This window comes from Streptomyces callyspongiae, assembly GCF_047200695.1.
Lineage (GTDB): Bacteria > Actinomycetota > Actinomycetes > Streptomycetales > Streptomycetaceae > Streptomyces.
Map to the genome: position 1 here is coordinate 93,431 of NZ_JBJZOM010000011.1, position 24,424 is coordinate 117,854.

The 24,424-nt window shown below is 71.3% G+C and carries 22 protein-coding genes; 3 read left to right on the forward strand and 19 right to left on the reverse strand.

The genetic code is table 11. The features are described from left to right. The first annotated feature begins 6 nt into the window (after positions 1-6). The gene (gene rarD, locus ACL06G_RS12975; protein WP_412835907.1) at positions 7-1,023 is read left to right on the forward strand and encodes an EamA family transporter RarD; all 1,017 of its coding nucleotides are present in this window, start codon (positions 7-9) and stop codon (positions 1,021-1,023) included. A 129-nt stretch (positions 1,024-1,152) separates the two neighbouring features. Here rarD and ACL06G_RS12980 read toward each other — a convergent pair whose 3' ends face one another. The 6 genes from ACL06G_RS12980 to ACL06G_RS13005 form a co-directional block, all read right to left on the reverse strand. Further along, positions 1,153-1,674 carry a phospholipase gene (locus ACL06G_RS12980; protein ID WP_412786529.1) on the reverse strand — a complete coding sequence of 174 codons (522 nt, stop codon included), beginning with the start codon at positions 1,672-1,674 and terminating at the stop codon, positions 1,153-1,155. Between the two features lie 202 nt (positions 1,675-1,876). Next, a complete protein-coding gene (locus tag ACL06G_RS12985; protein ID WP_412786530.1) occupies positions 1,877-2,761 on the reverse strand; it encodes an ABC transporter permease in 885 nt (294 codons plus the stop codon). After that, the gene (locus ACL06G_RS12990; protein WP_412786531.1) at positions 2,748-3,719 is read right to left on the reverse strand and encodes an ABC transporter ATP-binding protein; all 972 of its coding nucleotides are present in this window, start codon (positions 3,717-3,719) and stop codon (positions 2,748-2,750) included. Before ACL06G_RS12990 ends, ACL06G_RS12985 begins: the two co-directional genes overlap by 14 nt. Then, entirely contained in the window at positions 3,716-3,844 is a 129-nt protein-coding gene (locus tag ACL06G_RS12995; RefSeq protein ID WP_412835908.1) for a hypothetical protein, read from the reverse strand. Before ACL06G_RS12995 ends, ACL06G_RS12990 begins: the two co-directional genes overlap by 4 nt. A 28-nt stretch (positions 3,845-3,872) precedes the next feature. Then, positions 3,873-5,183: a LolA family protein gene (locus ACL06G_RS13000; protein WP_412835909.1), complete on the reverse strand. Its 1,311-nt coding sequence runs from the start codon at positions 5,181-5,183 to the stop codon at positions 3,873-3,875. Positions 5,184-5,396: 213 nt separating this feature from the next. Further along, positions 5,397-6,407 (reverse strand): polyprenyl synthetase family protein, encoded by a 1,011-nt coding sequence (locus tag ACL06G_RS13005; protein ID WP_412786534.1) that lies wholly within the window; start codon positions 6,405-6,407, stop codon positions 5,397-5,399. 245 nt (positions 6,408-6,652) lie between these two features. On the opposite strand from ACL06G_RS13005, the gene fahA reads away from it, so the two are divergent. Together fahA and ACL06G_RS13015 are read left to right on the forward strand one after the other, a co-directional pair. Continuing rightward, positions 6,653-7,843 carry a fumarylacetoacetase gene (fahA, locus tag ACL06G_RS13010; RefSeq protein ID WP_412786535.1) on the forward strand — a complete coding sequence of 397 codons (1,191 nt, stop codon included), beginning with the start codon at positions 6,653-6,655 and terminating at the stop codon, positions 7,841-7,843. A 93-nt stretch (positions 7,844-7,936) separates the two neighbouring features. Then, entirely contained in the window at positions 7,937-8,536 is a 600-nt protein-coding gene (locus ACL06G_RS13015; protein ID WP_412835910.1) for a hypothetical protein, read from the forward strand. 86 nt (positions 8,537-8,622) lie between these two features. Here the strand turns inward: ACL06G_RS13015 and nuoN are convergent, their stop codons facing one another. The 13 genes from nuoN to ACL06G_RS13080 are packed head-to-tail and all read right to left on the reverse strand — an operon-like array spanning position 8,623 to position 24,423. Beyond that, complete coding sequence (nuoN, locus tag ACL06G_RS13020) at positions 8,623-10,281, reverse strand: NADH-quinone oxidoreductase subunit NuoN (protein WP_412786537.1); 1,659 nt, start codon at positions 10,279-10,281, stop codon at positions 8,623-8,625. Further along, a complete protein-coding gene (locus tag ACL06G_RS13025; RefSeq protein WP_412786538.1) occupies positions 10,278-11,873 on the reverse strand; it encodes an NADH-quinone oxidoreductase subunit M in 1,596 nt (531 codons plus the stop codon). Before ACL06G_RS13025 ends, nuoN begins: the two co-directional genes overlap by 4 nt. Before the next feature lies 1 nt (position 11,874). After that, on the reverse strand, positions 11,875-13,767 hold the full coding sequence (nuoL, locus tag ACL06G_RS13030; RefSeq protein ID WP_412786539.1) for an NADH-quinone oxidoreductase subunit L: 1,893 nt from the start codon (positions 13,765-13,767) through the stop codon (positions 11,875-11,877). A 13-nt stretch (positions 13,768-13,780) separates the two neighbouring features. Then, the gene (nuoK, locus tag ACL06G_RS13035) at positions 13,781-14,080 is read right to left on the reverse strand and encodes an NADH-quinone oxidoreductase subunit NuoK (protein ID WP_412786540.1); all 300 of its coding nucleotides are present in this window, start codon (positions 14,078-14,080) and stop codon (positions 13,781-13,783) included. Further along, a complete protein-coding gene (locus ACL06G_RS13040) occupies positions 14,077-14,961 on the reverse strand; it encodes an NADH-quinone oxidoreductase subunit J (protein WP_412786541.1) in 885 nt (294 codons plus the stop codon). Before ACL06G_RS13040 ends, nuoK begins: the two co-directional genes overlap by 4 nt. Further along, entirely contained in the window at positions 14,958-15,596 is a 639-nt protein-coding gene (gene nuoI / locus ACL06G_RS13045; RefSeq protein WP_412786617.1) for an NADH-quinone oxidoreductase subunit NuoI, read from the reverse strand. Before nuoI ends, ACL06G_RS13040 begins: the two co-directional genes overlap by 4 nt. Positions 15,597-15,633: 37 nt before the next feature. Further along, positions 15,634-17,049 (reverse strand): NADH-quinone oxidoreductase subunit NuoH, encoded by a 1,416-nt coding sequence (gene nuoH, locus ACL06G_RS13050; protein WP_412786542.1) that lies wholly within the window; start codon positions 17,047-17,049, stop codon positions 15,634-15,636. Then, on the reverse strand, positions 17,046-19,556 hold the full coding sequence (locus ACL06G_RS13055; protein WP_412835911.1) for an NADH-quinone oxidoreductase subunit G: 2,511 nt from the start codon (positions 19,554-19,556) through the stop codon (positions 17,046-17,048). Before ACL06G_RS13055 ends, nuoH begins: the two co-directional genes overlap by 4 nt. After that, positions 19,553-20,902 (reverse strand): NADH-quinone oxidoreductase subunit NuoF, encoded by a 1,350-nt coding sequence (gene nuoF, locus ACL06G_RS13060; protein WP_412786544.1) that lies wholly within the window; start codon positions 20,900-20,902, stop codon positions 19,553-19,555. The genes ACL06G_RS13055 and nuoF overlap by 4 nt, the downstream gene beginning before the upstream one ends. Further along, complete coding sequence (gene nuoE / locus ACL06G_RS13065) at positions 20,902-21,780, reverse strand: NADH-quinone oxidoreductase subunit NuoE (protein ID WP_412786545.1); 879 nt, start codon at positions 21,778-21,780, stop codon at positions 20,902-20,904. The genes nuoF and nuoE overlap by 1 nt, the downstream gene beginning before the upstream one ends. Continuing rightward, positions 21,777-23,105: an NADH-quinone oxidoreductase subunit D gene (locus tag ACL06G_RS13070; protein ID WP_412786618.1), complete on the reverse strand. Its 1,329-nt coding sequence runs from the start codon at positions 23,103-23,105 to the stop codon at positions 21,777-21,779. Before ACL06G_RS13070 ends, nuoE begins: the two co-directional genes overlap by 4 nt. Further along, positions 23,102-23,872, reverse strand: coding sequence for an NADH-quinone oxidoreductase subunit C (locus ACL06G_RS13075; RefSeq protein ID WP_412786546.1), 771 nt, complete (start codon positions 23,870-23,872; stop codon positions 23,102-23,104). The genes ACL06G_RS13070 and ACL06G_RS13075 overlap by 4 nt, the downstream gene beginning before the upstream one ends. Then, positions 23,869-24,423: a NuoB/complex I 20 kDa subunit family protein gene (locus ACL06G_RS13080; RefSeq protein ID WP_412786547.1), complete on the reverse strand. Its 555-nt coding sequence runs from the start codon at positions 24,421-24,423 to the stop codon at positions 23,869-23,871. The genes ACL06G_RS13075 and ACL06G_RS13080 overlap by 4 nt, the downstream gene beginning before the upstream one ends. Position 24,424 lies beyond the last annotated feature (1 nt).

Consider the following 24,424-nt stretch of genomic DNA (forward strand, 5'->3'; position numbering starts at 1 on the left):
GTGTCCATGTCCTCGTCGAGCGATACCCGCAGCGGCCTGGTGTACGGCTTCGCCGCGTACGGCCTGTGGGGGCTGCTCCCGCTCTACTGGCACCTCCTGGCCCCGACGGGCGCCGCCGAGGTGCTCGCCCACCGGATGGTGTGGTCGCTGCCCACCGCGGTGCTGGTGCTCGCCGCCATGCGCCGCTGGTCGTGGATCCGCGAACTGGTGCGCCGGCCCCGCACCCTGGGCATCGTGGCGCTCGCGGCGATCGTCATCTCGGCGAACTGGGGGATGTTCATCTGGGCCGTCAGCGAGGAGAAGCTGCTGGAGGCCTCGCTCGGCTACTTCATCAACCCGCTGGTCTCGATCGCCTTCGGCATCGTCCTGCTGCGTGAGCGGCTCCGTCCCGCGCAGTGGGTGGCGGTCGGCATCGGCGCCGCCGCCGTAGCGGTGCTCACCGTGGGGTACGGCGAGGTGCCGTGGCTCTCCATCGCCCTCGCCTTCACCTTCGCCACCTACGGGCTCCTCAAGAAGCGGGTGAAGCTGGAGGGCGTCGAAAGCTTCAGTGCGGAGGCGGCCGTGCAGTTCCTCCCCGCACTGGGGTTCCTGGTGTTCCTGGCCTCCCGCGGGGACGCCGGCTTCACTACGGACGGCCCGGGCAACGCCGTGCTGCTGGCACTCTCCGGCGCGGCCACCGCGGCCCCGCTGATCTTCTTCGGCAGTGCGGCCGTACGTCTCCCGCTGTCCACCATCGGCCTGTTGCAGTACACGGCGCCGGCGTTCATGTTCGTCCTCGGCCTGCTGGTGTTCCACGAGCCGATGCCCGCGGAGCGGCTGACCGGCTTCCTGCTCGTGTGGGCGGCGCTGGCACTGCTCAGCTGGGACGCCTTCCGCAACGCCCGCCGCGGCCGCCGCGCCCTGCGCGAGGCCGCCCGCAACGCCGCGGCGTACGAAGCCGGCCACTCGGCAGGTCCCACCGGGACGGCCGCAGCGCACGCGGAGCGGCCGGCGTGGGCGGGAGGCGCGGACCGGCGCGACTGACCCTGGTCGGCCCCCTCACCGGCACACCGGGGCCCGCAGGTCGCATCGCGGCCGACGGGTCCCGGCGCGCGCACCGGGAAGGCGGTCGAGGGTGCCAGTGAGGCGGGTGGACGTGGCGGAACCGCCCGGTCAGCGGTCGGCCGCGGCCTTCTCCGAGGCGCGGTACTTGTCGACCTTCTCGGCGTAGGCGGGTGCGTCGGCCGCGGAGATGCCGAAGATCGAGACTGCCTGGTAGTAGGTCCAGGCCGTCGCGTTGCAGGAGCTCCCGGTGGCACCCGAGTACTGGTCGCAGACGCGCTTGAGGTCCTCGTAGAAGGCGCTGTCGATGCGGTCCTTGTTGGGGTCGAAGAGGCCCTCGTCCTTGAAGTTGCGGTAGTTGAAGTCGTGTCTGATGCAGGCGTTCTCGAACGGGAAGCCGAAGGGATTGTCCGGGGAGCTGCTGCACTTGTCGGTCGACCAGTCGAAGCCGTACGAGGAGTAGTCCCAGTAGTGCGAGCGCGCGCTGTGGAAGGCGGCCTCGCTGGACGCACTCGTCTGGCTCCAGCTGTACATCAGGTCGAGCTTCGTGGCGGCGTTCGCGGGAGCGGCGAGTGCCACGACCGCGGCAGCACTGGTTGCCACGGACATGCCAACAATGGACCGGCGGTGCATCCGTTCCTCCGAGGGGGGACGGCAGCCCGGAACGGGCTGCGGTGGACGAAAGCTGACGCGCTCTCCGACGGGCGGGAAGCGGGCCCAGTCTTCCCCACCGCACTGTCACATCGCCGTCACTGCGCTGACACCGCAGGTCGCGGGCCGGAACCGGAACAGAAACCGGCACCCGCGCACCGGCCCGGGGCGTGCGGGACACTGCTCAGGACTTGACGTCCCGGGAGGTGAACCGGGCCCAGGCCGCCGATCCGAACACCGCCACGTGGAGCGCCTGGAGACCCAGGTTGTCGAGCACCGGCCCCCAGCGGACCGGCTCCCGCAGCACCTCGGCGAAAGAGAGCCAGTGGTGCGTGAACAGATACGGGTGAACGGCGTCCAACTGCGGGATCCCGTCGAGGATCTGCACCGTGATCAGCACTCCCACCGTGGCCGCCATGGCACCGATGCCGCTGTCGGTCAGAGTGGAGACGAACAGGCCGACCGCCGCCGTTCCGAGCAGCGAGGCCGCGACGAGGACGGCGATCAGCAGCGCCCGGAGCATCCCCTCGCCCAACGGCACCGTGCTCCCGGACAGCAGCGTCACGTCCGAGAAGGGGAACAGCACCGCCCCCACCACCAAGGCGGACACCGCCACGGTCAGCGTCGCCACGAGGCAGAACGCCGCGACAGCCCCGAACTTGACCAGCAGCAGCCGGGTACGGCCCGCCGGGGCCACCAGCAGGTAGCGCAGCGTACCGGTGTGCGCCTCTCCGGCCAGTGAGTCGCCCGCGACCACCCCGACGGTCATGGGCAGGAAGAACGGCAGGGTGACGGCCAGCGCGGTGAAGACCAGGAACAGCCCGTTGTGGGTGACCTGGGCGAGGAACGCGGGCCCGCCGCCCCCGCCCCGCCGGGAGCCGCCGTCGCCCGTCTCGATCTCGACGGCGAGACCGACCAGCACGGGCACCGCCAGCAGCACACCCAGCAGCGCCAGGGTGCGCCCGCGCCGGAAGGTGAGGCGCAGTTCGCTGCGGAACAGCCCCCGGGGACGGCCCCGCGGCCCCGCCCCGGGAGCGGTCGCCGACACGGTGGGGTCAACCTGCGACATCGAAGCCCTCCCCCGTCAGCGCGACGAACGCGTCCTCCAGCGAAGCGCTCTCCTGCCCGAAGGACCGTACGCGCACCCCTGCCCGCACCAGCGCGCCGTTCAGCTCCGCGAGCTCCGGTGCGCCGCCGGCCGGGTGGGGAGGGAGTTCGCCCGTGACCCGGGCCCCGGAGACGGCGACACCGGTGACGCCCCGCTGCGCCAGCACCCGCACCGCGTCGGCGGTGTCGGGCGTGCCGACCGCGACCCGGCCGCGGAATCCCGCGGACATGCCGGCGACCGTCCCCTGGACGAGAAGCCTGCCCCGGTGCATCACCGCCGCGTGCGTGCACACCTGCTCGATCTCGTCCAGCAGGTGCGAGGAGAGGAACACCGTGGTGCCCTCGGCCGCCACGTCCCGCACGAGGGCGCGGACCTCACGCATGCCCTGCGGGTCCAGCCCGTTCGTCGGCTCGTCCAGGACGAGCAGCTCGCGCGGCCGGAGGAGCGCCGCGGCCAGCCCGAGCCGCTGCTTCATGCCCAGCGAGTACGCCCGGGCGCGCTTCCCGCCCGCAGCCGCCAGGCCGACGCGCTCCAACGCGCGGTCCACCCGGTTACGGCGGGTGCGCGGGTCCCCGCACGGGTCGGCGGCGTCGTAACGCAGCAGGTTGTCCCTGCCGGTCAGGAATCCGTACGGCGCGGGCCCCTCGATCAGCGCACCGACCCGGGGCAGTACGCGCGCGGCCGCGCGGGGCACGGGTTCGCCCAGCAGGCGCACCGTGCCGCGCGTGGGAGCGACGAGTCCGAGCAGCATCCGGATCGTGGTCGTCTTGCCGGAGCCGTTGGGGCCCAGGAACCCGAAGACGCTGCCGCGGGGCACGGACAGCCGGAGTCCGTCGACGGCGGGCCGACCGCCCCGGAAACGCTTCGTCAGCCCCTCCGTCTCGACGACCGCGCCACCCGCGTCGCCCGCGTCTGTCATGCGGCGGCTCCTGCCTGCTCGTGGACCGCGTGCGCCCGCCCGCCGCCGGTGCCGTCCTGCGCACCGGCGGCGGGAATCTCGAGGAACGGACGGTGCTCGCCGGTGCTGCGGCCGGGAAGTCTCACCGGCTCGCAAACCAACCCGGGCACAGCACTAGCCGGCCCGCTCCGCCGCTTCGACGAGTCCCTCGCGGGTGACGGCACCGGCGTACACCGTGCCGTCCTCCGTGATCAGGACGTTGAACAGCCGCGACTCGAAAACCCTGCCCGTCCCGAAGTCGCCGTTCACCTGCTGCGTGAAGCCGTCCAGCAGCCGCTGCGCGCGGCGGTCGTCGGAGCGCGGCGCGGAGTCGGCCTCCGGACGGGCGGACGCGGCGCCCCGGGGGAGATGCAGCTCGGCCACCGTGCCCCAGCCGTGCCCCAGTAGCTCCCCTCCGCCGGCCGCCGGCCGGGGGATGCCGCGGCGGTGCTGACCCCGCCGGTGCTCGGCCGCCCGGCGGTCGAACTGCTTCTCGGTGATGTCCGTGCCCTCCGGAGGGTCGAACGAGAAGGTGCCGGGCTCCGGCTTCCCGAAGTCGACCTCGGTGTAGGCGATGTCGACGACGGGCTTCCCGCCGCCCTCCGGCGCGAGCGTGAACGCCAGCGGAGCGCCGTTCTCGGCGTCGACCGCGATCCGCACCGAGTCGACGGTGGAGTGCGCGGCGTCCTTCGGTGCGAGAACCAGGCGGTAGGCGGCCCGGCCGGCGACCTCGGTGGTGCCGTCCACCGTCACGGATGTCGTGTCGTCGGCGAGGCGGAGGGCCTTGCGCGCGGCCTGCTTCGGGGTCAGGTCCGCGAAGGCACCGGCGCGCGCGCCCGGCACCTTTCCGGGACCGGATGCACCGGGCTCGGGGCCGACGCCGTGGAAGGCGGAATCGGTGGCGCTGTCGTACGCCCACACCTCGTTGCCGTTGCGGACGAGGCTGTACTCCGCCGTGTCCTCCAGGACGGAGAGCCGCCTCTTGCGGGGGCCGTCGGCCGCGACGCGCAGCGTGTGCTCCCCGTCGGCCAGTTCCGCCAGCCGGGCGCCCGGCGCGGCGGGGCCGCCCCGGTCCGGTGTCTCCTCGCCGCCGTGCCGTGCACGGCCGCCGAACGGGCTGTCGCCGTCCCGGAGGTCCCCGGAGGACCGGCCACCGAGCAGGCCGGGCAGCGCCGGGAGACCGAGATCGGTGTCGAGGCGGACGGTTCCGGAGAAGGACTCGACGTCGGACGCCGCCATCCGGGACACGAGTTCCTCGGCGGTCACCCGCGGAAGGTCCGGCGAGCCGGTGTCGGCGAGTGCGGGGACCAGGCCCACGCCCGCCGCGACGGCCCCCACCACGGCGGCGGGTACGGCGTACCGGACGGTTCTCCTGCCGGGCCTGCCCGGCTCGCCCGGGGCGCGGCCTCCCCCTGGCTCCTGCGCGCTCGGTCGGATCTGTGGCATGTGCCCAACCTCCGTGGTCGGCAGCGGTTCCGTGACTGGCACTCGTGCCCGGCGGCCCCCGTCGTCCGTGACCTGCCGGAGAACGACCCCTCCATGGCACCAGAGTTCACCGGTCCGGGCGTCGCCCGCAGGGTTCGGACGGGCGTACGCCGCGAGGAGGACGGGAACAGGGAACGCGTACCCCGGAAGGCGGGCGGCAACCCCGACGGGGGTTCAGCCTGCCCGGTGGACGACCGCGTCGCAGAGGTCGGCGAGGGCCTGGCGCGCCGGCCCCTCGGGCAGCGGGTCGAGCATCGCGCGGGCCTCGTCGGCGAAGCGGACGGTGTCCCGGCGGGCCTGGGCGAGCGCCGGGTGGGCGCGCAGGCCCGCGAGTGCCTCGGCGAGCCGCGCGTCGTCCGTCAGGTCGCCGTCCAGCAGTGCGCACAGCTCCCGGTCCTCCCGGGAGCCGCCGGCCGCGGCGAACTCCCGCAGGCGCAGCACCGGCAACGTCGCGACGCCCTCCCGCAGGTCGGTGCCCGGGGTCTTGCCGGACTCGTGGGAGTCGCTCGCGATGTCCAGCACGTCGTCGGCGAGCTGGAAGGCGGTGCCGATACGCTCGCCGTACTGGGAGAGCACCGAGACCGCGCGCTCGTCGGCGCCGGACATCATCGCGCCGAACCGGCAGGCCACCGCGATCAGCGATCCGGTCTTCCCGGCGAGCACTTCGAGGTAGTGGTCGACGGCGTCCTGCCCCTCCCGGGGGCCGGCGGTCTCCATGATCTGGCCGGTGACCAGCCGCTCGAACGCCTGTGCCTGGACGGTGACGGCCTCCGGGCCGAGGTCGGAGAGCACCTGCGAGGCACGGGCGAAGAGAAAATCACCGGTGAGCACGGCGACCGAGTTGTCCCAGTTCGCGTTCGCGCTGGGCACACCACGCCGCACGGGTGCCTCGTCCATCACGTCGTCGTGGTAAAGCGTGGCCAGGTGCGTCAGCTCCACCACCACGGCCGAGGGCACCACGCCGGGTGCGTTCGGGTCGCCGAACTGCGCGCCCAGCATCACCAGCAGCGGGCGGAACCGCTTCCCGCCGGCACGGACGAGGTGCTGCGCGGCACCGGTTATGAACGGGACGTTGCTCTTGGTGGCTTCGACGAGGCCTTCCTCGACAGCCGCCAACCCCGCCCGGACGTCGGCCTCGAGTGCCGAGTCCCGCACGCTCAGCCCGAAGGGCCCGACGACGGTCACGAGGGGTTCTCCTGTCTACGCGGCTTGTCGATGCGTCCGCAGTGGCCGCGGCACTCTCCTCCGCCACAGCCACTGGCAGCGTAACCGGTCCCGGAACGATCACTGTCCTCGCGTACCCCCGGGCGCACCCGCCCGGGCGCCAGCCTCCGCCCGCCCGGTCCATTAACCTGACCCCGGCCCTGACCCCGCGACGCTTCCCCTCCCTTCGGCGGGGACGCCCTCATCGAAGGCGAGGCAGCACGACGATGACCGAAGCCATTCCGTTCGACCTGCCCGGAGACGACCTCTTCGGCCTGGACAACCTTCCGTACGGCGTCTTCACGACCGAGGACGACCAGGACCTGCCCCGGGTGGGCGTGCGCTTCGGTTCGCACGTGCTGGACACCGGTGCCGCGGCGGACACCCTCGGCTCCCCGCACACCGCGCTGCTCCAGCAGCCCACCCTCAACCCGCTGATGGCGGCCGGGCCCGCCGTGTGGCGCGCCGTCCGGGCGGACGTGCGCACCTGGCTGAGCGACCCGGCCCACCGCGAGGCCGTCTCCGGTCACCTGATCCCGCTGGCCGACGTGACGCTCCACCTGCCCTTCGAGGTGGCCGACTACGTCGACTTCTACGCCAGCGAGCACCACGCCTCGAACGTCGGCAGGATCTTCCGGCCGGACGGCGACCCGCTGACGCCGAACTGGAAGCACCTCCCGATCGGCTACCACGGCCGCGCGGGCACCGTCGTGGTCTCGGGCACGCCCGTGGTGCGTCCGCAGGGGCAGCGGAAGCCGAAGGACGAGCCGGAGCCGGTCTTCGGCCCGTCGCAGCGCCTGGACATCGAGGCCGAGGTGGGCTTCGTCGTCGGCGCCGCCTCCCGGCTCGGATCCCGCGTGTCCCGCGCGGAGTTCCCGGAGCACGTCTTCGGCGTGTGCCTCCTCAACGACTGGTCGGCGCGCGACCTCCAGGCATGGGAGTACGTCCCGCTGGGCCCCTTCCTGGGCAAGTCCTTCGCCACCTCCGTCTCGCCGTGGATCACCCCCCTGGAGGCCCTGGAGTCCGCCCGCACGGCTCCTCCGGCCCGCGACGTGCCGCAGCTGCCGTACCTCGACGACAGCGGCGCGCAGGACGGCCTGGACATCCGCATCACGGTGACGCTCAACGGCGAGAAGGTCTCCGAGCCGCCGTTCTCCGCGATGTACTGGACGGCGGCCCAGCAACTGGCGCACATGACGGTCAACGGCGCCTCGCTGCGCACCGGCGACCTGTTCGCCTCGGGCACGGTCAGCGGCCCGGAGCCCGACCAGCTGGGCTGCCTCCTGGAGCTGACCGGCGGCAAGGGGCCGTTCCTGGCCGACGGCGACGAGGTCACGCTGACCGCGTGGGCACCGGGCCCGAACGGCACCCGTATCGGCCTGGGCGAAGTGACCGGAACCGTCGCACCGGCGGTCTGACGGGCACGCCGCGGGTGCTGTTCGCGTCACAGCGGCCGGGGCGCGGCCCCTGCTAGTTTGGCGTGACCCTGCACACACACCGAGGAGGGGAACGTGCGCGGAACACGGCTCGGCATGGTGGCGGCCGCCACCACGGCCGCGGCGGCGCTGCTCGTCAGTGGCTGCGGCAGCGGCGACGGTGGCGCGGGGGACGGCTCGGCGTCCTCCTCGTCGTCCTCCTCGGGGTCCGGCGGCACCGGCGGTTCCGCGGACTCCGGGGGTGGCGGCACGAGCGGGAAGCGTCCGGACGACGGCGGAAACACCGGGGGTGCCGACACCGGCGGCTCCGGATCGGGCGGTGCGGGCTCCGGCAGCGGTTCTTCCGGCGGCTCGGGCGGCGGGAGAACGGACTCCTCCTCGCCCTACACCGGTTCGTGGGCGGCGGGGACGAAGGGTGACGGAAAGCTGCTCGTGCTGCTGTTCAACAAGGATGCGACGGTGTCACTCGCCGGACAGAACCTGGCCTGCCAGGGGCGGTTGAAGGCATCCGCCGAGCCCGCACGGCTGGACATGGAGTGCCGCGACGGGAACGACGCCTACGCGTCCGGCACCCTCACCGAGCAGGACGGCGACACGCTCACCGTCCGGTGGGGCGCCGGGAAGACCTCGCACTTCCGCAAGGGCGCCGCGCCGGTCGGCCCGGGCGGCGCATAGCGGCTCCACCCGGCCTGCGTACGGCGAGGGGCCGCCGACCCGTACCGGTCGGCGGCCCCTCGCCGCTGCGGGAAACCGGTGCCGGGCTACCGGACGAAGACGGAAGCCTGGCCGGCCAGGTCCAGGAAGTACTGCGGCGCCACTCCGAGCACCAGCGTCACCGCGACGCCGAGGGCGATCGCCGTGGTGGTCATGACGCTCGGCACGGCGACGCTCGGCCCGTCGGCCTGCGGCTCCTGGAAGAACATCAGCACGATGACGCGGATGTAGAAGAACGCCGCGATCGCCGAGGAGACCACACCGACGACCACCAGGGCACCGGCGCCGCTCTCCGCCGCGGCCTTGAAGACCGCGAACTTGCCGCTGAACCCGGAGGTCAGCGGAATGCCCGCGAAGGCCAGCAGGAACACCGCGAACGTCGCCGCGACCAGAGGTGAACGGCGGCCCAGGCCGGCCCACTTCGACAGGTGGGTCGCCTCGCCGCCCGCGTCCCGGACCAGGGTGACCACGGCGAACGCACCGAGTGTGACGAAGGAGTAGGCCGCCAGGTAGAACAGCACCGAGGAGACGCCGTCCTCGGAGAGGGCGACGACACCCGCCAGGATGAACCCCGCGTGGGCGATCGAGGAGTAGGCCAGCAGGCGCTTGATGTCGGTCTGCGTGATGGCGACGATCGCACCGCCCAGCATGGTGAGGACGGCGACGCCCCACATGACGGGCTCCCAGTCCCAGCGCAGGCCCGGAAGCACCACGTAGAGCAGGCGCAGCAGGGCGCCGAAGGCGGCGATCTTGGTGGCCGCCGCCATGAAGCCGGTGACCGGGGTCGGCGCACCCTGGTAGACGTCGGGCGTCCACATGTGGAACGGCACGGCGCCGACCTTGAACAGCAGGCCCACCAGCACCATGGCACCGCCGATCAGCAGCAGCACGTCGTTGCCGGCGGTCCCGGCGAGCGCCGGGTCGGTGACCGCGCTGGTGCTGCCGACCACGCGGGCGATGCTCGCGTAGTCGACGGCCCCGGCGTAGCCGTACAGCAGCGCGATGCCGAACAGCAGGAACGCGGAGGAGAAGGCGCCCAGCAGGAAGTACTTGACCGCGGCCTCCTGGGACAGCAGGCGGTTGCGGCGCGCCAGTGCGCAGAGGATGTACAGCGGCAGGGAGAAGACCTCCAGCGCCACGAACAGCGTCAGCAGATCGTTGGCAGCCGGGAAGACCAACATGCCGCCGATCGCGAACAGCACCACGGGGAAGACCTCCGTGGTGGTGAAGCCCGCCTTGACCGCCTCGCGTTCGGCGTCGCCGCCGGGCGTGGCGGCGGCCTGGGCCGCGAAGGAGTCGACGCGCCTGCCGTGCGCCGAGGGGTCGAGGCGCCGCTCGGCGAAGGTGAAGACCGCGATCAGCCCCACCAGGAGCACGGTGCCCTGGAGGAACAGCGCCGGTCCGTCGACGGCAACGGCACCCATCGCGGCGAGTTGGGCCTCGGAGGTGGCGAAGCCGTTCAGGGCCAGCGCGACGACCGCGGCGAACGCGGACGCCAGCGCCGCCACAGCGACCCCCACCTGGGATGCGTAGCGGAACCGGCGCGGCACGAACGCCTCGATGACGACGCCGACGAGGGCGGCGCCGAGCACGATCAGCGTCGGGGAGAGCTGCGCGTACTCGATCGTGGGTGTCGGGATACTGCCGGGCCCGGCCGCCTGTGTCCACAGGCTGTGGACGGCTCCGGTTGTGCTCTCAGCGCTCACTTGGCGGCCTCCACCTCAGGAGCAGGATCCTTCTTGTGCACGTCGGACAGGGTGTGTCCGACGGCGGGGTCGACGATCTCCGTCAGCGGCCTCGGGAAGACGCCGAGGAGGATCAGGAGGGCGATCAGCGGTGCGGCGACGGCGAGTTCGCGGATCCTCAGATCCTTCATGCCGGCGACGGCGTCCTTGACCGGCCCGGTCATGGTGCGCTGGTACAGCACCAGCACGTACAGCGCCGCCAGCACGATGCCGAGGGTGGCGACGATCCCGACGACCGGGTACCGGCTGAAGGTACCGACCAGGACGAGGAACTCGCTGACGAACGGCGCCAGTCCGGGCAGCGACAGTGTGGCGAGGCCGCCGATCAGGAAGGTGCCGGCCAGCACCGGGGCGACCTTCTGCACCCCGCCGAAGTCGGCGATGAGCCGGGAACCGCGACGCGTGATCAGGAAGCCCGCCACCAGCAGCAGCGCTGCCGTGGAGAGGCCGTGGTTGACCATGTAGAGGGTCGCGCCGCTCTGCCCCTGGGAGGTCATGGCGAAAACGCCCATGATGATGAACCCGAAGTGCGAGATCGAGGCGTAGGCGATCAGCCGCTTGATGTCGCGCTGGCCGACGGCGAGCAGCGCACCGTAGATGATGCTGACGAGCGCCAGTCCCAGCACCACCGGCGTGGCCCACTCGCTGGCGTTCGGGAACAGCCCGAGGCAGAAGCGGAGCATCGCGAAGGTGCCGACCTTGTCGACGACCGCGGTGATGAGGACGGCGACCGGAGCGGTGGACTCCCCCATCGCGTTCGGCAGCCAGGTGTGCAGCGGCCACAGCGGGGCCTTGACCGCGAAGGCGAAGAAGAAGCCCAGGAACAGCAGCCGTTCGACGCCGGAGGACATCTGGAGCTCTCCGCTCCCGCGGGCCTCGAGGATCGCCTGGAGCGAGAACGTGCCCTGGCCGAGCTGGTCGGCGGTGACCGCGTACAGCCCGATCACGGCGGCCAGCATGATCAGGCCGCCGACGAGGTTGTAGAGCAGGAACTTCACGGCCGCGTAGGAGCGCTGCCGCGAGGCCTCCTCCTCGCCGCCCGCGTGGGCCCGGTCCCCGAAGCCGCCGATGAGGAAGTACATCGGGATGAGCATCGCTTCGAAGAACAGGTAGAAGAGGAAGACGTCCGTGGCCAGGAAGGAGACGATGACCATCGCCTCCACGGCCAGGATCAGGGCGAAGAAGCCCTGGGTCGGACGCCAGCGCCGGTTGGCGCGCTCTCCTTCGAGGGTGTCCGCGTCGTTCCACCCGGCGAGGAGCACGAAGGGCACCAGCACTGCGGTGAGAGCCATGAGAACGGCACCGATGCCGTCCACGCCGAGCTCGTAGCGCACGCCGAAGTCCGCGATCCAGGCGTGCGATTCGGTCATCTGGTAGCGGGCGCCGCCAGGGTCGAACCGGGCGAGCACCACCGCCGCCGGCACGAGTGTCGCCAACGAGAACAGCAGCGCCAGCCACTTGGCGGCCGTCCGGCGCGCCGCGGGCACGGCGGCGGTCGCCAGGGCACCGAGCGCCGGTACCGCTGCGGTGACCGTCAACAGGGGAAAGGACATCTCACACCGCCCTCATCAGCAGGGTGGCGGCGACGAGCACCGCCGCACCGCCGAACATCGAGACCGCATAGCTGCGCACGAAACCGTTCTGGACCCGGCGCAGGCGTCCGGAGAGTCCGCCGAACGCCGCGGCGGTTCCGTTGACGCCGCCGTCCACCACCGAGTGGTCGAGGTAGACCAGTCCGCGCGTCAGGTACTCGCCCGGCGTGACCAGGACGGCGTGATTGAAGTCGTCCTGGAGCAAATCGCGGCGCGCCGCCCGGGTGAGGAGGCTGCCGCGGGGTGCCGTGACCGGGACCGGTCGGCGGCCGTACTGCAGCCAGGCGACGCCGACTCCGAGCACCATGCAGGTGACCGTGCCCGCCGTGATCGTCCAGACCGGGATCGGCGGGTGCGCGTGCTCGAACCCGGTCACGGGCTCCAGCCAGTGCACGAAGGACTCGCCGAGGTCGAAGAGGAAACCGGCGCACACCGATCCGACGGCCAGCACGATCATGGGGATCGTCATGATCTTCGGCGACTCGTGCGGGTGGACGGCGTTCTCGCCCTCCTCGCTCCAGCGCTTCTCGCCGAAGAAGGTGAGCAGCATGACCCGGGTCATGTAGTACGCGGTGAGCGCCGCGCCCAACAGCGCCGTCCCGCCGAGGATCCAGCCTTGCGTTCCTCCCTTGCCGAAGGCGGCCTCGATGATGAGGTCCTTCGAGAAGAAGCCGGACAGTCCGGGGAAGCCGATGATGGCGAGGTAGCCCAGGCCGAAGGTGACGAAGGTGACCGGCATGTACTTCCGCAGGGCGCCGTAGCGCCGCATGTCGACCTCGTCGTTCATGCCGTGCATCACCGAGCCGGCGCCGAGGAAGAGCCCGGCCTTGAAGAAGCCGTGGGTGACCAGGTGCATGATGGCGAACGCGTAGCCGATCGGCCCGAGTCCGGCGGCGAGCATCATGTAGCCGATCTGCGACATCGTCGAACCGGCCAGCGCCTTCTTGATGTCGTCCTTCGCGCAACCGACGACCGCACCGAAGACCAGCGTGACCGCGCCGACGGTGACGACGGCGAGCTGCGCGGTGGGCGAGGCGTCGAACAGGGCGCCGGACCGGGTGACGAGGTACACGCCGGCGGTGACCATGGTGGCGGCGTGGATGAGGGCGGACACCGGGGTGGGGCCCTCCATGGCGTCGCCGAGCCACGACTGCAGCGGCACCTGGGCGGATTTGCCGCATGCGGCGAGGAGCAGCATCAGGCCGATGCCCGTGAGCACGCCTTCGCTCGCCTGTCCGGTGGAGTCCAGCACCGGCCCGAAGGCGAAGGTGCCGAAGGTGGTGAACATCAGCATGATCGCGATGGAGAGGCCGACGTCACCGACGCGGTTGACGATGAACGCCTTCTTCGCCGCGGTGGCGGCGCTCGGCTTGTGCTGCCAGAAGCCGATCAGCAGGTAGGAGGCGAGTCCGACGCCCTCCCAGCCGACGTACAGCAGGAGGTAGTTGTCGGCGAGCACCAGCAGGAGCATCGCCGCGAGGAAGAGGTTGAGGTAGCCGAAGAACCGCCGACGCCGCTCGTCGTGCTCCATGTAGCCCACCGAGTAGAGGTGGATCAGGGAACCGACGCCGGTGATCAGCAGCACGAACGTCATGGACAGCTGGTCCAGTTGGAAGGCCACGTCGGCCTGGAAGCCGTTGACCGGGATCCAGCTGAACAGGTGCGAGTGCAGGGTGCGGTCCTCGGCGCCGCGGCCGAGCATGTCGGCGAAGAGCGCCAGCCCGAGCACGAAGGAGGTGCCGGCGAGGGCGGTGCCCAGCCAGTGCCCCGTGCGGTCGAGCCGGCGGCCTCCGCACAGCAGGACGGCCGCGCCGAGGAGCGGAGCTCCGACGAGCAGCCCGATGAGTGATTCCACGTCTGCGAACTCCTTACAGCTTCATCAGGCTGGCGTCGTCGACCGAGGCCGAGTGGCGGGAGCGGTACAGCGTCACGATGATCGCGAGCCCGACCACGACTTCGGCGGCCGCCACGACCATGGTGAAGAACGCGATGATCTGGCCGTCGAGGTTGCCGTGGATGCGGGAGAACGTCACCAGGGCGAGGTTCGCGGCGTTCAGCATCAGCTCGATGCACATGAAGACCACGATCGCGTTCCGGCGGATCAGCACTCCCGCGGCACCGATGGTGAACAGCAGCGCGGCGAGGTAGAGGTAGTTGACCGGGTTCACTTCGCCTCCTCCTTCTCGCCGTCGTGGTCGTTGTCGTCCTCGCCGTCGTCGCGACCGGTCTCGCGGGACGCCTCGCGGGAGGCGTCGTTCTCACGGCCGAGGTACTCGTCGGTGCGCTGTTCGAGTGCGGCGAGGTCGCGCAGGGCTTCGCCGGAGACGTTCCGCACCTGCCCGCGGCTGCGGAGCGTGGGGCTGACGGTGAGTTCGGACGGCGTGCCGTCGGGCAGCAGTCCCGGGATGTCGACGGCGTTGTGCCGCGCGTACACGCCGGGTGCGGGCAGCGGCGGCACGTGCTTGTTCTCCCGCACGCGCTGCTCGGCGAGTTCGCGCTGCGTGTGGCGGCGCTCCGTGCGCTCCCGGTGGGTGAGGACCATCGCGGCGACGGCGGCGGTGACCAGCAGGGCGCCGGTGATCTCGAACGCGAACACGTAGGTGCCGAAGACGAGTGCCGCCAGCCCCTGGACGTTGCCGCCCGCGTTGGCCTGTGCCAGGCCGTTGAACTCCCCGACGGCCGCGTTGCCGAGGCCGCCGATCATCAGGACGCCGAAGCCGAGGCCGCACAGGGCGGCCAGCCATCGCTGTCCCTTGATGGTCTCCTTCAGGGAGTCGGCGGTACTGACGCCGACGAGCATCAGCACGAACAGGAAGAGCATCATCACGGCGCCGGTGTAGACGACGACCTGGACGATGCCGAGGAAGTAGGCGCCGTTGGCGAGGTAGAACACCGCCAGGACGATCATGGTGCCGGCGAGGCACAGCGCCGAGTGCACCGCGCGCTTCATCAGGACGGTGCCGAGGGCTCCCAGGACGGCGACGGTGCCCAGGACCCAGAACGAGGCGGCTTCTCCGGTGGAGGTGGCGGTCAGGGCGAGATCGGTCATCGCGCGCCCTCCGCGCCGTCCGCGGCGGTCTGCCCGGGAGCCGTGTCGGTCGGGTCGCCCTCGGCGCGGGCGGAGTCGGAGAGCGGACCGGACGCCGCCGGCTCCTGCGGTCCGTAGGTGTCGGCGGACTGCTGCGGGGCACCGCCCGCGTGGATCTCCTGCTGGACGGTGCCGGGCGCGGCCTCGGTGACCAGACCGCTGTAGTAGTCCTTCTCGGTCATGCCCGGGTGGATCGCGTGCGGCGAGTCGACCATGCCCTCCTCCAGGCCCGCGAGCAGCTCCTCCTTGGTGTAGATGAGCGACTCGCGGGAGGAGTCGGCGAGTTCGTACTCGTTGGTCATGGTCAGCGCGCGGGTGGGGCACGCCTCGACGCACAGTCCGCACAGGATGCAGCGCAGGTAGTTGATCTGGTAGACGCGGCCGTAGCGCTCGCCGGGCGAGTAACGCTCCTCGTCGGTGTTGTCCGCACCCTCCACGTAGATCGCGTCGGCCGGGCAGGCCCAGGCGCAGAGTTCGCAGCCCACGCACTTCTCCAGCCCGTCCGGGTGACGGTTGAGCTGGTGGCGGCCGTGGAACCGCGGCGCCGTGGGCTTCTTGTACTCGGGGTACTGCTCGGTCAGCCGCTTCTTGAACATGCCCTTGAAGGTCACGCCGAAGCCGGCCACGGGGTTGTCAGGCACCGTCGGCCTCCCTTCCTTCGTTGGTCCCGTCCTGGGCGCCGTCGGACTCCGCGGCCGTGCCGACCAGTTCGCGGTCCGCGCGGGACCGGCGCCGGGGCACGGGCGGGAGGGTCTGTCCGGGGAGCGGCGGCACCGGGTAGCCGCCGGCCATCGGGTCGAAGCCCGCCTTCGCGGCGGCGTGGCGTTCCTGCTCCTCCGTCTCCTTGTGGGCCCGCTCGCGGAAGACGTCGATCACGAAGGAGAGCAGCAGCAGGACGAGGACGCCGCCGCCGACCCAGTACACGATGTCGGTGAAGGCGTAGTTCTCGTTCCGCATGGCCCGCACCGCGGCCACGAGCATCAGCCAGACCATGGCGACCGGGATGAGGACCTTCCAGCCCAGCTTCATGAACTGGTCGTAGCGGACGCGCGGCAGCGTGCCGCGGATCCACACGAACCCGAAGAGCATCACCACGAGCTTCGCGGTGAACCAGAGCAGCGGCCACCAGCCGTGGTTGGCGCCCTCCCAGTAGGTGGAGATCGGGGCCGGGGCCCGCCATCCGCCGAGGAAGAGCGTGACCGCGAGAGCGGAGACGGTGACCATGTGGATGTACTCGGCGAGCATGAACATCGCGAACTTGATCGACGAGTACTCGGTGTTGAAGCCGCCGACGAGGTCGCCCTCCGACTCGGGCATGTCGAACGGCGCACGGTGCGCCTCACCGACCATGGACACCATGTAGATCAGGAAGGAGACCGGGAGCAGGATCGCGAACCACCGGTCGCCCTGGGCGTCGACGATGGCCGAGGTGGACATCGAGCCGGAGTGCAGGAAGACGGCGGCGAAGCTGAGGCCCATCGCGACCTCGTAGGAGATCACCTGGGCGGTGGCCCGCACGCCGCCGAGCAGCGGGTAGGTCGAGCCGGAGGACCAGCCCGCGAGCACGGTGCCGTAGGCGGCGATGGACGCGGTCGCCAGGATGTACAGCACGGCGACCGGCATGTCCGTGAGCTGCATGGCCGTTCGGGTGCCGAAGACGGACACCTCGTTGCCCGCCGGGCCGAACGGGATCACCGCGATGGCCATGAAGGCGGGGATCGCGCCGAGGATCGGGGCCAGGATGTAGACCGCCTTGTCGGCGCCCGTGACCACCACGTCTTCCTTCAGCATCAGCTTGATGCCGTCGGCGAGCGACTGCAGCATGCCCCACGGGCCGTGCCGGTTCGGGCCGATGCGCAGCTGCATCCAGGCGACGACCTTGCGCTCCATCACGATGGAGATCAGCACGGTCAGCATCAGGAACGCGAAGCAGAAGACGGCCTTGAGGCCGATCAACCACCACGGGTCCGTGCCGAAGAAGGACAGGTCCTCGGCGGCGACGAGGACTCCCCCCTCGGGAGCCGACGCGATGTGGGCCAACGTGTTCACGCGTCCCCCTCCTTGTGCTGGTCGGCGCCGTCGGTGGCGACGCCGATCCGGACGAGATCGCCGGGACGGGCGCCGGTGTCGGCGGTGACTCCGGAACCGGACGAGTTGAGTGGCAGCCACACGACGTGGTCGGGCATCTCGGTGACGCGGAGCGGGAAGGTGGTTCCGCCGGTGGGCCCGGTGACGGTCAGCAGGTCGCCGTCCGCGACGCCGGCCGCCTCGGCGGTGGCGGCGGAGAGCCGCGCGAGCGCGGCGTGCCGGGTGCCGGCCAACGCCTCGTCGCCCTCCTGGAGCCGTCCCTGGTCGAGCAGCATCCGGTGCCCGGCGAGTACGGCCTCGCCTGCGCCGGGCTGCGGCACCGGGCGGGAACGCTCGCTCGGCGCGGTGGCGTAGGACCCCTCGGAAGCCCCGCCCAGCCGGTCGAGTTCGCGACGGGCGGCGTGCACGTCCGGCAGCCGCAGCGGGGTGCCCATCGCGTCCGCGAGCATGTGCAGGACCCGGCCGTCGGGCTGCACGTGCCGGCGGGTCATCTGGTCGGGCTTGATCGCGGCGTCGAACATGCGGGCCCGGCCCTCCCAGTTGAGGAAGGTCCCGGACTTCTCGACCACCGCGGCGACGGGAAGCACCACGTCGGCCTTGTCGGTCACGGCCGAGGGCCGCAGCTCCAGACTGACGAGGAAGTCGACGGCGTCGAGCGCCTCGGCGGCGCGCGCCGGGTCGGGCAGATCGGCGAGCTCGACACCGCCGACGACGAGAGCGGACAGCTCCCCGCGGGCGGCGGCCTCGACGATGCCCCCGGTGTCCCGCCCGTATCCGGCGGGCAGGTGGTCCACGCCCCAGGCGCGGGCCACTTCGGTGCGCGCGAGGGGGTCGGTGGCGGAACGCCCGCCGGGCAGCAGCGTCGGTACGGCGCCGGCCTCCACCGCACCGCGCTCGCCGGCGCGCCGTGGGATCCACATCAGCTGTGCGCCGGTGGCGGTCGCGGTGCGCAGCGCCGCGGTGAGCGCGCCGGGCACGGCCGCGAGGCGTTCGCCGACGAGGATCACCGCGCCCTCCGTGCGGAGCGCGTCGGCGGCCTCCTTGCCCGCGCCGTCGAGACCGACGCCGCCGGCCAGGCCGTCGAGCCAGTCCGTCTCGGTGCCGGGCGCGGCCTGCAGCAGCGTGCCGCCGGCCTTCCGCAGTCCGCGGGTGGCGTGGGTCGCCAGAGCGTAAGTGCGCTGCCCGCGGGTGCGGTGCCCCTTGCGCAGGCGCAGGAAGACGCCGGGGGCCTCCTCCTCGGCCTCCAGGCCGGCGAGGAGCACGGTGGGGGCCTTCTCCAGCGCGGTGTGGGTGACGCCGGTGCCGTCCAGGTCCTTGCCGCGGCCGGCGACGTGCGCCGCGAGGAAGTCGGCCTCCTCCGCGGAGTGGACGCGGGCGCGGAAGTCGATGTCGTTGGTGTCCAGTACGACGCGCGCGAACTTCGCGTACGCGTAGGCGTCCTCGACGGTGACGCGGCCGCCGGTGAGGACACCGGTCCGTCCCCGGGCGCCGGCCAGGCCCCGCGCGGCGGCTTCCAGGGCCTCCGGCCAGCTCGTGGCCTCCAGTTCACCGGTCTCCGGGTCCCGCACCAGCGGCGCGGTCAGCCGGTCGTGCCGCTGTGCGTAGCGGAAGCCGAAGCGGCCCTTGTCGCAGAGCCACTCCTCGTTGACCTCGGGGTCCTCGGCGGCCAACCGCCGCATGACCTTGCCGCGGCGGTGGTCGGTGCGGGTGGCGCAGCCGCCGGAGCAGTGCTCGCAGACGCTGGGCGAGGAGACCAGATCGAACGGCCGGGAGCGGAACCGGTAGGCCGCCGAGGTGAGGGCGCCGACCGGGCAGATCTGGATGGTGTTGCCGGAGAAGTACGACTCGAACGGGTCACCCTCGCCGGTGCCCACCTGCTGCAGCGCGCCCCGCTCCAGCAGTTCGATCATCGGGTCGCCGGCGATCTGGTTGGAGAACCGGGTGCAGCGGGCGCAGAGCACGCAGCGTTCGCGGTCCAGCAGCACCTGCTTCGAGATGGGCACCGGCTTCGCGAAGGTGCGCTTCTTCCCCTCGAAGCGGGAGTCGGCGGAACCGGTGGACATCGCCTGGTTCTGCAGCGGGCACTCGCCGCCCTTGTCGCAGACCGGGCAGTCCAGCGGATGGTTGATGAGCAGCAGCTCCATCACGCCGCGCTGCGCCTTGTCGGCGACCTGCGAGGTGAGTTGCGTCCGGACGACCATGCCGTCGGTGCAGGTGATGGTGCAGGACGCCATGGGCTTGCGCTGGCCCTCGACCTCGACGATGCACTGGCGGCAGGCGCCGGCCGGGTCGAGCAGCGGGTGGTCGCAGAACCTCGGGATTTCGATGCCGAGTTGCTCGGCGGCGCGGATGACCAGCGTTCCTTTGGGGACGCTGATCGTGGCTCCGTCGATCGTCAGCGTGACGAGGTCCTCGGGGGGCGGGGCCTCGCCGCCCCCGGAGGCGGGAGCGTTCGTCGTCACGGTCACGCGTTCACCTCCAGGTGAGCGGTCTTTCCGGTGGAACCGTCGGCCCAGAGGGTCGACTTGGCCGGGTCGAAGGGGCAGCCGCCGCCGGTGACGTGCTGCTCGTACTCCTCGCGGAAGTACTTCAGCGAGGAGAAGATCGGCGAGGCGGCGCCGTCGCCGAGGGCGCAGAAGGACTTGCCGTTGATGTTGTCGGCGATGTCGTCGATCTTGTCGATGTCCGCCATCGAGGCCTTGCCCGCTTCGAAGTCGCGCAGCAACTGGACGAGCCAGTAGGTGCCCTCGCGGCAGGGGGTGCACTTGCCGCAGGACTCGTGGGCGTAGAACTCGGTCCAGCGGGTGACGGCGCGGACCACGCAGGTGGTCTCGTCGAAGCACTGCAGTGCTTTGGTGCCCAGCATCGATCCGGCCTCGCCGACACCCTCGTAGTCCAGCGGGACGTCGAGGTGCTCGTCGGTCAGCAGCGGGGTCGAGGAACCGCCGGGTGTCCAGAACTTCAGCCGGTGTCCGGGGCGCATGCCGCCGCTCATCTCCAGCAGCTGGCGCAGTGTGATGCCCAGCGGGGCCTCGTACTGGCCGGGGCGGGCGACGTGGCCGCTGAGCGAGTAGAGGGTGAAGCCGGGCGACTTCTCACTGCCCATCGACCGGAACCAGTCCTTGCCCTTGTTCATGAGGGCGGGAACCGAGGCGATGGATTCCACGTTGTTCACGACGGTGGGGCAGGCGTAGAGGCCGGCGACCGCGGGGAAGGGCGGCCGCAGCCTGGGCTGGCCGCGGCGGCCTTCGAGCGAGTCGAGCAGCGCGGTCTCCTCGCCGCAGATGTACGCTCCGGCGCCCGCGTGGACGGTGAGTTCGAGGTCCTTGCCCTTGCCGAGGGCGTCCTTGCCGAGGTAGCCGGCCTCGTACGCCTCGCGCACCGCCTCGTGGAGCCGGCGCAGCACGGGCACGACCTCGCCGCGCAGGTAGATGAAGGCGTGGTGGGAGCGGATCGCGTGGCAGGCGATGATCATGCCTTCGATCAGCGAGTGCGGGTTGGCGAACAGCAGCGGGATGTCCTTGCAGGTGCCCGGCTCCGACTCGTCGGCGTTGACCACCAGGTAGTGCGGCTTGTCGTCGCCCTGCGGGATGAACTGCCACTTCATGCCGGTGGGGAAGCCGGCGCCGCCGCGTCCGCGGAGCCCGGAGTCCTTGACGTAGGCGATGACGTCGTCCGGGTCCATGGCCAGGGCCTTCCGCAGTCCCTGGTAGCCGTCGTGGCGGCGGTAGGTCTCGAGAGTCCAGGCATCGGGCTGGTCCCAGAAGGCCGAGAGCACCGGTGAGAGGAGCTTCTCGGGGGACTCGGTGGTCATCACTTGCCCTCCTCGGTGACCGGCCCGCTGGGGTTCTCGGGGTCGGACTCGGCACTCGGCTGCGGAGCGTCGTGGGAACTGGGGTGCGTGGCCGGGGATTCGGCGCTGCGCGGGGTGGTGCCCGCGGTGCCGGAGGCCTCGTCGCCGCCTTCGGCTCCGCCGCCGTTCCGCGGAGCGACCACGCGGGCCGGTGCCCCGTGCTCGCCCTTGGCGATCCGGAGTCCGGCGAGGGAGGCGGGGCCGGCGCCGCCGGTCTCCGCGACCGCACCGTCGCGTTCGTCGGGGAAGCCCGCCAGCATGCGGGCGGTCTCCTTGAAGGTGCAGAGCTTCGCGCCACGCGTGGGCGACACGTCGCGGCCGGCGCGCAGGTCGTCGACGAGCTGCTTGGCGGAATCGGGGGTCTGGTTGTCGAAGAACTCCCAGTTCACCATCACGACCGGCGCGTAGTCGCAAGCGGCGTTGCACTCGATGTGTTCGAGGGTGACCTTGCCGTCGTCCGTGGTCTCGTTGTTCCCCACCTCCAGGTGCTCCTGGAGTTCGGAGAAGATGGCGTCCCCGCCCATGACGGCGCAGAGCGTGTTGGTGCAGACGCCGACCTGGTAGTCGCCGCTCGGCTTGCGCCGGTACATGGTGTAGAAGGTCAGGACCGCGGCGACCTCGGCGGTCGTCAGGTCCAGCATTTCGGCGCAGAAGCGCTGCCCGGTGCGGGTGACGTGGCCCTCCTCCGACTGCACCAGGTGCAGCAGGGGCAGCAGGGCGGACCGGCTGTCGGGGTAGCGGGCGATGACCGCCTTCGCGTCCTGCTCCAGCCGTGCCCGTACGTCCGCCGGGTAGTCGGGGGCGGGCATCTCGGGGATGCCCAGGTGCACGTCGCTCATCGGTCGACGCCTCCCATCACGGGGTCGAGGGACGCGACGGCGACGATCACGTCGGCCACCTGGCCGCCCTCGCACATCGCCGCCATGGACTGGAGGTTGGTGAACGACGGGTCGCGGAAGTGCACCCGGTAGGGGCGGGTCCCGCCGTCGCTCACGGCGTGCACCCCGAGCTCGCCCTTGGGGGATTCGACAGCGGCGTACGCCTGGCCGGGCGGGACGCGGAAGCCCTCGGTCACCAGCTTGAAGTGGTGGATGAGGGCCTCCATGGAGGTGCCCATGATGTTCTTGATGTGGTCGAGCGAGTTGCCCAGGCCGTCGGGGCCGAGGGCGAGTTGCGCGGGCCAGGCGATCTTCTTGTCGCCCACCATGACTGGGCCGGGCTCCAGCCGGTCGATGCACTGCTCGATGATGCGCAGCGACTGGCGCATCTCTTCGACACGGATCAGGAACCGGCCGTAGGAGTCGCAGGTGTCGACCGTGGGGACGTCGAAGTCATAGGTCTCGTAGCCGCAGTAGGGCTGTTCCTTGCGCAGGTCGTGCGGGAGGCCCGCGGAGCGCAGGATGGGGCCGCTCGCGCCGAGTGCCATGCAGCCGGCGAGGTCGAGGTAGCCGATGTCCTGGAGACGCGCCTTGAAGATGGGGTTGCCGGTGGCGAGCTTGTCGTACTCCGGCAGGTTCTTCTTCATCTTCTTGACGAATTCGCGCAGCGCGTCGATCGCGCCGGGCGGCAGGTCCTGCGCGAGGCCGCCGGGACGGATGTAGGCGTGGTTCATGCGCAGGCCGGTGATGAGCTCGTAGAGGTCGAGGACCAGTTCACGGTCCCGGAACCCGAAGATCATCACGGTGGTGGCGCCGAGTTCCATGCCTCCGGTGGCGATGCACACCAGGTGGGAGGAGAGCCGGTTCAGCTCCATGAGCAGGACGCGGATGATGTTCGCGCGGTCCGGGATGTCGTCCTCGATACCGAGCAGCTTCTCGACGGCCATGCAGTACGCCGTCTCGTTGAAGAACGGCGTGAGGTAGTCCATGCGCGTCACGAAGGTGGTGCCCTGCGTCCACGTCCGGTACTCGAGGTTCTTCTCGATGCCGGTGTGGAGGTAGCCGATGCCGCAGCGCGCCTCGGTGACGGTCTCGCCGTCGATCTCGAGGATGAGCCGGAGCACGCCGTGCGTGGACGGGTGCTGCGGGCCCATGTTGACGATGATGCGCTCGTCGTCGCTCTTGGCGGCGGCCGCGGCGATCTCGTCCCAGTCACCGCCGGTGACGTCGTAGACGGTGCCCTCGGTCGTCTCGCGGATTCCCGCGGTTGCGTGGGTTGACATCAGCTGTACGACCTCCGCTGGTCGGGAGCCGGGATCTGGGCGCCCTTGTACTCGACGGGGATGCCGCCGAGGGGGTAGTCCTTGCGCTGCGGGAAGCCCTGCCAGTCGTCGGGCATCATGATCCGCGTGAGCGCGGGGTGGCCGTCGAAGATCAGGCCGAAGAAGTCGTACGTCTCGCGCTCGTGCCAGTCGTTCGTCGGATAGGTCTCGACGAGGGACGGGATGTGCGGGTCGGTGTCGGGCGCGGTGACCTCGAGCCGGATGAGCCGGTTGTGGGTGAGCGAGCGCAGGTGGTAGACGGCGTGCAGCTCCCGGCCCTTGTCGTCGGGGAAGTGCACTCCGGACACGCCGGTGCAGCTCTCGAACCGGAGGGCGGGGTCGTCGCGGAGGGTGCGGGCGACCCGCGGGAGGTGCTCGCGGGCGATGTGGAAGGTGATCTCGCCCCGGTCCACCACGGTCTTCTCGATGGCGTTCCCGGGGAGGAGGTCCTGCTCCTCCAGGGCGCCCTCGAGTTCGTCGGCGACCTCGTCGAACCAGCCGCCGTAGGGTCGGCTGCTCGCGCCGGGCAGCCGCACCGAGCGCACCAGCCCGCCGTAGCCGGAGGTGTCCCCGCCCTGGCTGGGGCCGAACATGCCGCGCCGGACGCCGATGACCTCCCCCTCGGCACCGCGGTGCCCGGGCAGGTTGTTGGCCTGGACGTCCTGGTCCGGGTTGGGTCCTTCGCCGCCGGCGGCGTTGCCGTCGACGGGCTTGCCGTTGGCCGCGCTCATCGCAGGAGCCCCTTCATCTCGATCGTCGGCAGGGCCTTCTGCGCGGCCTCCTCGGCCTCACGGGCCGCCTGCTCCCGGTTGACGCCGAGCTTCTCGCCCTGCACGTGCTCGTGGAGCTTGAGGATGGCGTCCATGAGCATCTCGGGACGCGGCGGGCAGCCGGGCAGGTAGATGTCCACGGGGACGATGTGGTCGACGCCCTGGACGATCGCGTAGTTGTTGAACATGCCGCCGGAGGAGGCGCAGACACCCATGGAGATGACCCACTTGGGGTTGGGCATCTGGTCGTAGACCTGTCGCAGCACCGGGGCCATCTTCTGGCTGACCCGCCCGGCCACGATCATGAGGTCCGCCTGGCGGGGTGAGCCGCGAAAGACCTCCATGCCGAACCGGGCGAGGTCGTAGCGCCCCGCGCCCGTCGTCATCATCTCGATGGCGCAGCAGGCGAGTCCGAAGGTCGCCGGGAACATCGACGACTTGCGGACCCACCCGGCGGCCTGCTCGACGGTGGAGAGCAGGAAGCCGCTCGGCAGTTTCTCTTCGAGTCCCATT

Coding starts and splice junctions, on each gene's coding strand:
- rarD (WP_412835907.1), top strand. CDS start 7: ATGTCCTCGTCGAGCGATACCCGCAGCGGCCTGGTGTACGGCTTCGCC.
- ACL06G_RS12980 (WP_412786529.1), bottom strand. CDS start 1,674: ATGCACCGCCGGTCCATTGTTGGCATGTCCGTGGCAACCAGTGCTGCC.
- ACL06G_RS12985 (WP_412786530.1), bottom strand. CDS start 2,761: ATGTCGCAGGTTGACCCCACCGTGTCGGCGACCGCTCCCGGGGCGGGG.
- ACL06G_RS12990 (WP_412786531.1), bottom strand. CDS start 3,719: ATGACAGACGCGGGCGACGCGGGTGGCGCGGTCGTCGAGACGGAGGGG.
- ACL06G_RS13000 (WP_412835909.1), bottom strand. CDS start 5,183: ATGCCACAGATCCGACCGAGCGCGCAGGAGCCAGGGGGAGGCCGCGCC.
- fahA (WP_412786535.1), top strand. CDS start 6,653: ATGACCGAAGCCATTCCGTTCGACCTGCCCGGAGACGACCTCTTCGGC.
- ACL06G_RS13025 (WP_412786538.1), bottom strand. CDS start 11,873: ATGTCCTTTCCCCTGTTGACGGTCACCGCAGCGGTACCGGCGCTCGGT.
- ACL06G_RS13040 (WP_412786541.1), bottom strand. CDS start 14,961: ATGACCGATCTCGCCCTGACCGCCACCTCCACCGGAGAAGCCGCCTCG.
- nuoI (WP_412786617.1), bottom strand. CDS start 15,596: ATGTTCAAGAAGCGGCTGACCGAGCAGTACCCCGAGTACAAGAAGCCC.
- nuoF (WP_412786544.1), bottom strand. CDS start 20,902: ATGACCACCGAGTCCCCCGAGAAGCTCCTCTCACCGGTGCTCTCGGCC.
- nuoE (WP_412786545.1), bottom strand. CDS start 21,780: ATGAGCGACGTGCACCTGGGCATCCCCGAGATGCCCGCCCCCGACTAC.
- ACL06G_RS13075 (WP_412786546.1), bottom strand. CDS start 23,872: ATGAGCGCGGCCAACGGCAAGCCCGTCGACGGCAACGCCGCCGGCGGC.
- ACL06G_RS13080 (WP_412786547.1), bottom strand. CDS start 24,423: ATGGGACTCGAAGAGAAACTGCCGAGCGGCTTCCTGCTCTCCACCGTC.